We start from the raw sequence: 9,780 nt of genomic DNA on the forward strand, positions 1-9,780 counted from the left end.
CCCCTACTTTTAGCATCATGGTACGTCCAAAATTTTAAAAGATAAATCTTACCGCCTTAAAGGCGGTGGTTTTAACCTTACTTCGGACTAATAAAAATCAGCTATGCCACCACTATTGACCGCAAGCGAGACAAGCAGTCCGAATAATCCATCGCCGGATGCGGTGCACAGGTGCACCCTACAAAATCGGATCGTGACCGCCCCAGCGTAGGGTGCACCTGTGCACCATCAAACCAAATCTGAATACCAGCTGTCGGCAAACATCGCCACCCAGGAGCAATCAATTCTCAATAGCAGCCCGGATAATCCATCACCGGTTGCAGTGCACTTGCGCACCGTATCACCGCTCATTCAAGGCAAGCTGCCGGGGTCTGGCCGGGTTGAAATAATCGATGGCGACTTGCAGGTCTTTGCCCAGCAGAATCTTGACCCCGATATCATCGCGCAAGCTCTTGTTCTCAAACGATTTAGCCACCCCATTGGGTAGCATACTGCGCATGTGTTCGGCCTGGGCCTGATGACCCGGTCGGTAGTGAATTTCGGTGCTGGCCTGCTGGAAACTGGGGTGATTGGTCAGGCGTGCGCCGGGATACCCAGCTTGCGCCAGGAAATTTGCTACCTTCCTGGCCATCCCGCTTATGCCGTTACCGTTCGAAACCTCGATTCGCTTGTTTTGGGGCGCGCTGGCCGTTTCGGCAGCCACATGGCTGGCTGGGGCAGTCTGCATGACGCTGCCCGTCTTGGAGGGCTGCACAGCATCTCGCAATTCATAAACATTGGGGGCAATCTGCACGATCCGGGATACCGGCTCCGGCCGCGCCTGTGCCACATTAGCGGCGGAGGTATCACTGGTTGTGCCCTGCTCTGCTGCGGTGGCAGTGGCAGCAGCCGTATCCAGCCCCAGCTGCCGGTTGAGATGGGCCAGATTCTTGCGTGCCTTGTGATTGAGTGGGTCAAGGCGCAAGGCTTCCTGATAGGCAGCCGCTGCTTCGGCGTAGCTTTCCTGCAACTGCAGCGCGTAGCCAAGGTTGCTGTGCAGATAGGTGGCGGCCGGCATCATGGCGATGGCCTGCCTGAAATGCTGCAAGGATAACGCATGCCGCCCCTGGATCGCGTAGACTATGCCAAGGCCATTATGCGCCTCGACATAGGCCGGGTCGACAGCCAGCGCCTGCTGATAGGCGGTGATCGCATCCTGGTATTCGGTTCTGCGATGGTGATAGCGCCCCAGATTATAGAGCCGGTCGGCGCTCCTGTCCGGCTGTCTTACCTGCATGACAGGATGGATATTCACACCCGAATGATTGCCAACGGGATAAAAATGGGTACATCCCGCCAGCACGGATAGACAACCCAGTGTCCAGGCATATTTTCGTTTGAATACAGGCATCGGTCATTCTCCTGTCGCGCGCAGCCGTTGACGCACAGTCATCAAATTGGCGCGCGCCTGTTCATTCTCGGGATCGAACTGCAGCGCCTGCTGGAAGCCACGTTCGGCATCGGCCAGATTTCCCTGCAGCAAATACGCATATCCCAGGTTGTTGTGCAAATGGGATGCCAGCGGCGCCAGCTCGATCGCCGTTGTCAGATGGCGCACCGCCAGTTGAGGGTTATCCATTTGCGCATGGACAACCCCCAGGCCATTGTGCGCCTCGACATAAGCCGGATCGATCGCCAGAATCTTTTCATAGGCGGCAATCGCAGCAGGAAAGTCTCCGGCTTGCTGATGCTGGCGGCCGGCCTGATACAGCCTGGCCAGATCCTGCAGGGTCGCCTGCTGTGTGCGGGATTCGGACAAAGCATTCTGTGCCAGACGATTTTGGGTCGATTGCGTCGCGCATCCGCTGATGAGCAAGAGGGCGCAGCATAACCCAAGCAGTTTTCCAGTTTTGTATCGATGCATAATCATCCTTTATTGACCCGCCAGTGCGGGCAGCAGGTTGCGGTAAATACTGATGAAGGCAGGCCCCAGCAATACGATCATCAGGGCAGGAAAAATAAAGAAAATCAGTGGAAACAGCAATTTCAAGGCAATCTTGGCGGCGGCCTCTTCCGCCCGCAGGCGGCGTTTGGTGCGCAGTGTATCCGAATACACCCGCAACGAGGCGGCGGTACTGGTTCCGAAGCGGTCAGCCTGGATCAGCATGGCTGCCAGTGCCTCAATCTCTTCCACACCGGTTCTGGCAGCCAGATTGCGCAATGCCTTTTCACGGCTGGCACCGGCACGCAGCTCCAATCCCACCAACTGGATCTCTTCCGATAACACCGGACTGCTCACCTGCATTTCTTCACCCACCTTGGCCAGCGCCGCGTCCAGCCCCAAGCCGGCTTCCACGCAGACCGTCATCAAATCGATTGCATCCGGAAAATTTTCGAACAGCTCGCGCTGGCGTGTCTCGATCACACGGGACAGCCAGAGATTGGGTGTGTAATAGCCGATTGTGGCCAGTAGCGTGAGAATCAGTATGCTGGCCTGAGTGCTCAGCTCCAGTTGACCGATCCCGGCAGAAAACAGGAACAGGCCTGGCAGCAGCAGCGCCAGCAAAGTCTTGGCCGCGAAATAAATCGTCGGCGCAGAACTGGCGCGCAGTCCGGCATGCATGAAGCGTGCACGAAAAGGAGATGTTTCCCATTCCTCGCTGGGCAATGCCAGCTCTGCCAGGGGTTGCGAGAACTTGACAACCGTTTCCTTCCATTCCTGTTCGGCCAGTGCATCAGCTGGCGAGGCATCGCTGGCGGCAATTTGCCCGAGCCGGGTTTTAGTCGAGCGCGGCGCGAATGCAAGTATGACGGAATAAACGATACCAGCCACCGCCAGAAAAATCATCACCAGAAAGACTGTTTCCACAGATATCATGATCAAATCACCATTGAAGGTATCGGTCTATAAACATACGCCTGAAAAAAAATCTGCATGCGCCCGGATGCCGTCATACCCGGATCTTGATGATGCGCGACATGGCAAAGATACCGATGGCCATCATCCCCAGCCCCGTGCCGATGATTGTCGCGCCCATCGGATCCGTCCACAAGATACTCATAAAACCAGGATTGATGAGATTCAGTATCAAGGCCATGGCAAAAGGCAGGCAGGAAAGTATCCAGGCCGACAGCCGCCCCTCGGCCGAGAGCACGCGCACTTTCCCCAGCAGCGTCAAGCGGTCGCGGATCAGCTGGCTGATTTTCTCGAGCAATTCCGCCAGATTGCCGCCGCTTTCACTTTGTATCAGGACAGCAATGACAAAATAGCGCAGATCAGTAATTGGCACGCGCACCGCCAGATTCATGAGCGCCTGTTGCATCGAGACGCCAAAATAGATTTCATCGAAGACCAACCGGAATTCTCCGGCAGCCGGTTCCGTGCCCTCGGTGGCGGCCATTTGCAGGGCACCGGGAAAGGCATGGCCCGCTTTCAATGCACGCGCGATCAAATCGATCATTTCCGGCAGCTGCTGCTCAATCAGCGACAGCCGCTTGCTTCTCGCTCTGACCACAAACAAATACGGAATCATGCCGCCCAGCCCAGCAAACAACAGCATCATGGGGAAGGACTGACCCAGCAATGCCGCACAAGCCATGGCACCGACAGCGGCTATCAGGGTATAGACCAGAAACTGGCTCACCATCAACGACATCCCCGATTGCACCAGCAAACGGTCCAGACTGTGAATGCGCGGCAGCTGCAACAAAAAACGCTGCAATGGCGGTGAATGGCTGAGCAACCGCTGCTTGAGCAAGGAGGCATCCCCGCCCTGCCAGCCAGCGGAAATTGCCTGCAGCCGTTTCTTGATGCGCTTCGCTTCAGGCCCCTGGTTGGCACGCCAGACCAGGTAGCCCCCTTCCAGCAGCAGAACTACGGCCAGAAACGCGAGCGCAATAAAAAGATAGTAAAGATAATCGTCCATCCAGCCCTCCCTACTCGTAGCGGCGGTTCGGATCGAACAGATCGTCGCTCAGGGGTGACCCGAAAATCCGCAGGCGCTCCGCAAACTTCGGCCGGATGCCGGTCGCCCGGAAATGCCCGAGCACCGCGCCATCGGGTCCTATGCCTGTCTGCTCGAACAGGTAGATTTCCTGCATGGTAATGATATCCCCTTCCATGCCCGTGATTTCCTGGATGCTCATGATCTTGCGCTTGCCATCGGACAGGCGGGAAACCTGGATCACAACCGTGATCGCCGCGCTGATCTGCTGGCGGATCGCCTTGGGCGGCAGATTGAGCCCAGCCATGCCGACCATGTTCTCGACCCGGCTCAGCGCATCGCGCGGCGTATTGGCATGGATGGTCGCCAATGAACCCTCATGACCGGTGTTCATCGCCTGCAGCATGTCGATCGCTTCCGCGCCGCGCACCTCCCCGATGATGATACGGTCCGGCCGCATCCGCAAACTGTTGCGCACCAGCGCGCGCTGCGTCACTTCGCCCTTGCCCTCGACATTGGGCGGGCGTGTTTCCAGCCGCACCACATGCGGTTGCTGCAGTTGCAATTCAGCCGCATCCTCGATCGTGACCACCCGTTCGGAATGTGGAATGAAACTGGAAAGAATATTCAGCAGGGTGGTTTTACCGCTGCCGGTCCCCCCAGAAATCAGGATACTGCACTTGGACTTGACCAGACCGCTGATGATATCGGCAATCGCCGGTGTCATCGATTTGTGGCGGATCAAATCCTCCACCTTGAGCGGCACCACCGCAAACCGCCGGATCGAGAGCAATGCGCCATCGATCGCGAGCGGTGCGATGATCGCGTTGACCCGCGAACCATCCGCCAGCCGCGCGTCGACCATCGGACTCGATTCGTCGATCCGCCGGCCGACGCGGGAAACGATCCGGTCGATGATTTTGCGCAAATGCGCTTCGTTGGCAAAATGGACATCGGTCAGTTCGAGCTTGCCCCGGCGCTCGACATACACCTGGCAATGGGTGTTGACCAGAATATCCGAAATGGACGGGTCGGCCAGCAACGGCTCGAGCGGCCCGAGCCCCAGCACTTCATTCTGAACATCCTGCACGATGCGCTGCCGTTCGAGATCGTTGATCGGCGCCCGCTCCTCGATCAGCAACCGCTCCACCAGGGCCTTGATTTCAGCCAGCAGGCGCTCCTGCGGCAGGCTTTCCATCACGGCCAGATCCATCCTATCCAGCAATCCCTGATGAATCCTGCTCTTCAGTTCATGATAGGCCTCATTGTTGCGCGTCTGGGTGGCCGCGGTCACGTTTGCAGCCGTGGCGCTGCTCTGTATGACCCCTTGCAAGCGATCGCGTATAGACATGATAGATATCTCCCAAGGTTAAAAGGCAAACAGCTTTCTCAAGGAACGCTTTTCCTGATTGACGCCGCTCAATTCGCGCGCGATATCCTGAATCGACCGGGCCACCACGCTGCGCTGTGCCAGCCGCGTCACCGGGATACCCTGATTGACCGACTCGGCCACCACGTCGTAATCGTTTGGCACTGTTTTGAAGACGGAGAGTTTGAGGGTATCGGTAATGTCGCCCAGCGTGATATCGTTCTTCTTTTCATAACGATTGACGATCAGGCGGATCTTGTCGTTGACATAGCCCAGCGCATGAAAGGTATTGATCATGCGTTTGGCATCGCGGATGGAAGGCAGGGTCTGCTGCACGACTGGAAAAATATAATCCGCCTGGTCCAGCGCCTGGATGGAAACCGCATCCAGCGAACGGCCGATGTCCAGCACCACGAATTCATATTGCTTGACTGCCACCTGCAGAAGCGGCTTGACATGTTCCGGCTTGATTTCCGCCGCCATCTCGGGTTCCTCGGGGGCGGACAGCACTTCGAAATTGGGCAGCACCTGCACCATGCTGGCAGACAGGAAGGACCCATCCAGCCGCTCGATTTGCCGGGTCACATCAGCGATCGTGGTCTTGGGCACGCTGTCCTGCACGAACAGCGACGCATCACCGAACTGCAGATTGAAATCGATCAGCGCCGACTTCTTCTGCTCACTGGCAGCCAGGGCATAGGCTATATTGCTGGCCAGAAAGGTCGATCCACTCCCCCCCTTGCAGGGAATGAAGGCCAGAATCTTGCCCTTGCGGATAGCTGTCCTGGCTTGCTGCCTGCGTTTCTGAAAGCGATCGACCGCGTCCACCAGCACATGCTGGGTCACCGGTGTCGGCACGATCTCGCGCACCCCGGCGCGCATGGCTTCGATCAGATATTCCTGCGACTGGGCGGGACACAGCATGATGATGCCCAGCTCTGGAAAGCGCGAAGTCGCCCGGTCGATCACCTGCAATTCGCTCGAACTGAGGCCAGCGCCTTCCAGCAGCAATAAATCGGGATGTTCCTGCTCGATCACGGCAGGCACCTGCTGTATGCCTCCCATGGAGGAGACCAGCGTATGTGTGGCATGGCTTTGCGCAAGATATTTCTGTATGGCATCCAGACACTGTGAATCTTGTGCAATGGTGGCGATTTTCAATTATTCACTCCTTCAAACCTGTAAAACATATCGGGCAGGATCCTTGCGCATGGCGGCTCAGCTGCAATCCGGATTGGTGCTGTTCATACTCTCGCGTGGCAGCGTGGTGGTAAACGGTGGCATGGTAAGCGTCAGCGGCACCAGCGGGATCAGGGTGGAGACAGTCACCCCGGTGATGCTGACTGTTACCGACCGGCAACTGTTTTGATTGCAACCCTCAGGAGAATAGGCGATATCGATATTGCCCGAATCCAGCACACCCAGCATCTCCTGCATCCGGCGCCGAATGGCAGGTGCATGCGGATCACACACCACCGCCAGCCGTGCACCCAGGCGAGTCGCCTCGGTCGCGGTATTCCAGTAGAACAGCACCCGGCTCATTTCGATCACGCCAAACAACAGGGTGAACAACAAGGCCGCCAGCAGGGCGAATTCGACGGCTGCCACCCCGCGTTGCCGATAGCTGCGGCCGCTCCGGGCTCGGGATAAAATTCCGTAATGGTTCATGATTGCCTCATACTGGCACGAATATCGCCAAATCGAATCGATTGCTCGCCGCCGCCGAGAAAGGCGCGCGGATCAAGAAAGAAATCGAACTCATACCCCTCGATACCCACTTCCACCACACTGATGGTCGTGCCCTCGCTGGTTGTCACCACAATCGGGGTGTCATTGATCTTGACCATGTTGGTGATCAGCCCGGGCGCGAGTGCCGGACCGTTGCAAATCAGGTTGCCATGGACTGCCAGACACCTGGCCTCGTTTTGCGCCTGCGTATAGCGCGTGGCATCGGATGGATTGTACTGCGAGAGATGACGCACCGCCGTGCGCACCGACTTGGCGAGCGTGTTGTATTGGTAGAGCGCGCGGCCGAATTCGGCCACGCCGAACACCAGCACCAGCATCGGCACCAGCAGCAGCGCCATCTCGACTGCGACCGCACCCTGCATGCGCTGGCGTAACCGGAATGTTGAACGATACATAGTGCTTACCTCACCAAAGCCGGCACCAATGGGCCAACACTGCCCGGCCCGCCCACAACCCCGGCTGACGCACAGGGGCTGTCAGGCGCATCTGCCTGGCCGAGATATTCGAGAAACACCCGGTTTCCGGTTCCGGAAGAACATCCATCGAAAGCATCTGAGTCAGAATTTTGATCCAGGGGATGCAGCATCAACACACAGGCCCATGACTTGATAGTGGTCGTATGGCTACTACCTGCCAAGGCACCGCAATCGACTATGGGTACGATGGCAAGTCGACGATCCGCCCCCTGATTCCTGTGCACAGATTCAGAAGATGCCCCGGCAGGAGGAAGCACCCTGAGACCGGTAGGGTGTCTGCTCGGACTCTGAATGGGAGTGAATTGACCGCGCTTCTGGAAAAAATCCTCGGATGCATTCTGGCAGCTGTCCCAGTTCTTGGCGGTATAGGCATAACCACTATAATCCGGTGGTGCATTGTTCTCGTTATAGCTCCCCTGATATGCGCCGAAACGGGTATTCCAGGCAGAATAGACGCCTACATTCATGCCTGTCTCAGATTCGATAGGTTGATTGGCTGCCGGGACATCACACTGGCCTGGACCAGTCAAAATGTCTTTTAAATCTCTTGCCCCCTGTCCATCAAAGCGTACCCACAGAAAATCTCCACTCAATCCTGCGCCGGGTACCAACAATGCTTCCAGCCAATCACCCACATCCTTCGTCGCCAGACCAGATTCACAGACCCCAACAGGCAATGCACAAGTCGTCTGTCCCGGCACAACAGAAGCCACTGCACTCGCAGCCACCCGCTGGTCACCGATATCCACGCCCGGCATCAGATTCAGTACCTGAATGAACCAGTTGGCAATCTCGCTGCGATTGACTTCACAGCGGACGAAGCGCATACCGAGTGCGCCAGTGCCTTCAAATGCGGATTGATAGACCCCGGTCAGATGATCGCTGAAGGTGACGCGTTCGACGACGACCTGCTCGCCCTGGAACAGCACCTGGTGACGTTGCCCGGTCGCAATACCGGCCGCTGCGGCCAACTTGAGCTGATTGGTATTGGCACCCGTCAGCTCGCGCGCGGCTGCCAGGGCGCAAGCGTCGGCGCTGTTCTGCAGCTCGGATTTGGCGACGAACAGCTTGCCGAGATCGAGCGCGAGGCCGACGATGCCGATCAGGCCCGCCAGCGACAGCGCGACGATCACGGCCACGGCGCCCTGTTGCCTGGCCGGCAGGGCCGGCCGCCGGTTCAAGGCTTTGTCAGGAATGACATGCATGGTTGAGGCTCCTGTCGGACATGGTCAGTCGGTACCCGCGCTGGCGCCGGTGGTGCCGACATCGATGACGCCGCGCATCGGTGGCCGCGGGTTGCGGAAAGCGTTGCGGTAGTTGTCGAAGATGGCGTCACCGGCCTGGCCATCGATGCCTGGCACCAAATACACCCGATAATTGAATTGCACTACATCGGGTGCACCTGTGCACCGCCAAACCCCGTCAACCACACCGCCAAACGCAACCACCACGGCACAGCCCCCGGCAAACCGGTGCACGGGTGCACCCTACGGCATTCACGGCTCACCGGCATCTGCCAATGCCTGCCCCAAACCCACGCCCACCCAATCGGGCACAAATACACCCAATAATTGAATTGCCCCGCATCGGGTGCACCTGTGCACCGCCAACCCCTCCCAACCACACCGCCAAACGCAACCACCACGGCATAGCCCCCGGCAAACCGGTGCACAAGGGCACCCACGGTGTTCACGGCTCACCGGCATCCGCCAAATGCCCACCCCAAAGCCACGCCCCCCCCAATCGGGCACAAATACACCCAATAATTGAATTGCCCCGCATCGGGCGCACCTGTGCACCGCCAAACCCCGTCAACCACACCGCCAAACGCAACCACCACGGCACAGCCCCCGGCAAACCGGTGCACGGGTGCACCCTACGGCATTCACGGCTCACCGGCATCTGCCAATGCCTGCCCCAAAGCCACGCCCACCCAATCGGGCACAAATACACCCAATAATTGAATTGCCCCGCATCGGGTGCACCTGTGCACCGCCAACCCCTCCCAACCACACCGCCAAACGCAACCACCACGGCATAGCCCCCGGCAAACCGGTGCACGGGTGCACCCTACGGCTTTCACGGCTCACCGGCATCTGCCAACGCCTGCCCCAAATTCACGCCCACCCAATCGGGTACAAATACACCCAATAATTGAATTGCCTCGCGTAGATACTCTGTCTTCAGTCAAGCAAAATTTACATATTAGCGCCCTTTATTTTGAAAAACTTGTCACCATCAAACGGCATGTTGTTATGCAGCA

Annotated in this window: 11 protein-coding genes; all 11 read right to left on the reverse strand. The window is 57.8% G+C overall.

Features of this window, described 5'->3' with window-relative positions; translation table 11 throughout:
• Positions 1-340: 340 nt before the first annotated feature.
• Positions 341-1,390, reverse strand: coding sequence for a LytR C-terminal domain-containing protein (locus BLV85_RS13380; RefSeq protein WP_090415740.1), 1,050 nt, complete (start codon positions 1,388-1,390; stop codon positions 341-343).
• Positions 1,391-1,393: 3 nt separating this feature from the next.
• Positions 1,394-1,903 (reverse strand): tetratricopeptide repeat protein, encoded by a 510-nt coding sequence (locus tag BLV85_RS13385; protein ID WP_176974045.1) that lies wholly within the window; start codon positions 1,901-1,903, stop codon positions 1,394-1,396.
• Positions 1,904-1,912: 9 nt separating this feature from the next.
• Positions 1,913-2,857: a type II secretion system F family protein gene (locus BLV85_RS13390; protein ID WP_090415749.1), complete on the reverse strand. Its 945-nt coding sequence runs from the start codon at positions 2,855-2,857 to the stop codon at positions 1,913-1,915.
• Between the two features lie 73 nt (positions 2,858-2,930).
• On the reverse strand, positions 2,931-3,905 hold the full coding sequence (locus BLV85_RS13395; protein WP_090415742.1) for a type II secretion system F family protein: 975 nt from the start codon (positions 3,903-3,905) through the stop codon (positions 2,931-2,933).
• Between the two features lie 10 nt (positions 3,906-3,915).
• The gene (locus BLV85_RS13400) at positions 3,916-5,274 is read right to left on the reverse strand and encodes a TadA family conjugal transfer-associated ATPase (RefSeq protein ID WP_090415743.1); all 1,359 of its coding nucleotides are present in this window, start codon (positions 5,272-5,274) and stop codon (positions 3,916-3,918) included.
• Between the two features lie 18 nt (positions 5,275-5,292).
• Positions 5,293-6,453, reverse strand: coding sequence for a CpaE/TadZ family protein (locus BLV85_RS13405; RefSeq protein WP_090415744.1), 1,161 nt, complete (start codon positions 6,451-6,453; stop codon positions 5,293-5,295).
• A gap of 57 nt (positions 6,454-6,510) precedes the next feature.
• Positions 6,511-6,960 carry a TadE/TadG family type IV pilus assembly protein gene (locus BLV85_RS13410; protein ID WP_090415745.1) on the reverse strand — a complete coding sequence of 150 codons (450 nt, stop codon included), beginning with the start codon at positions 6,958-6,960 and terminating at the stop codon, positions 6,511-6,513.
• A complete protein-coding gene (locus tag BLV85_RS13415; RefSeq protein WP_090415746.1) occupies positions 6,957-7,436 on the reverse strand; it encodes a TadE/TadG family type IV pilus assembly protein in 480 nt (159 codons plus the stop codon). The genes BLV85_RS13410 and BLV85_RS13415 overlap by 4 nt, the downstream gene beginning before the upstream one ends.
• Positions 7,437-7,441: 5 nt before the next feature.
• Complete coding sequence (locus tag BLV85_RS13420) at positions 7,442-8,722, reverse strand: pilus assembly protein TadG-related protein (protein WP_090415747.1); 1,281 nt, start codon at positions 8,720-8,722, stop codon at positions 7,442-7,444.
• A 24-nt stretch (positions 8,723-8,746) separates the two neighbouring features.
• Positions 8,747-8,995 (reverse strand): hypothetical protein, encoded by a 249-nt coding sequence (locus BLV85_RS13425; RefSeq protein ID WP_090415748.1) that lies wholly within the window; start codon positions 8,993-8,995, stop codon positions 8,747-8,749.
• 218 nt (positions 8,996-9,213) lie between these two features.
• Positions 9,214-9,384, reverse strand: coding sequence for a hypothetical protein (locus BLV85_RS15340; RefSeq protein ID WP_176974046.1), 171 nt, complete (start codon positions 9,382-9,384; stop codon positions 9,214-9,216).
• Positions 9,385-9,780: the final 396 nt, after the last annotated feature.

The sequence above is a fragment of the Nitrosomonas halophila genome (genome assembly GCF_900107165.1).
Lineage (GTDB): Bacteria > Pseudomonadota > Gammaproteobacteria > Burkholderiales > Nitrosomonadaceae > Nitrosomonas > Nitrosomonas halophila.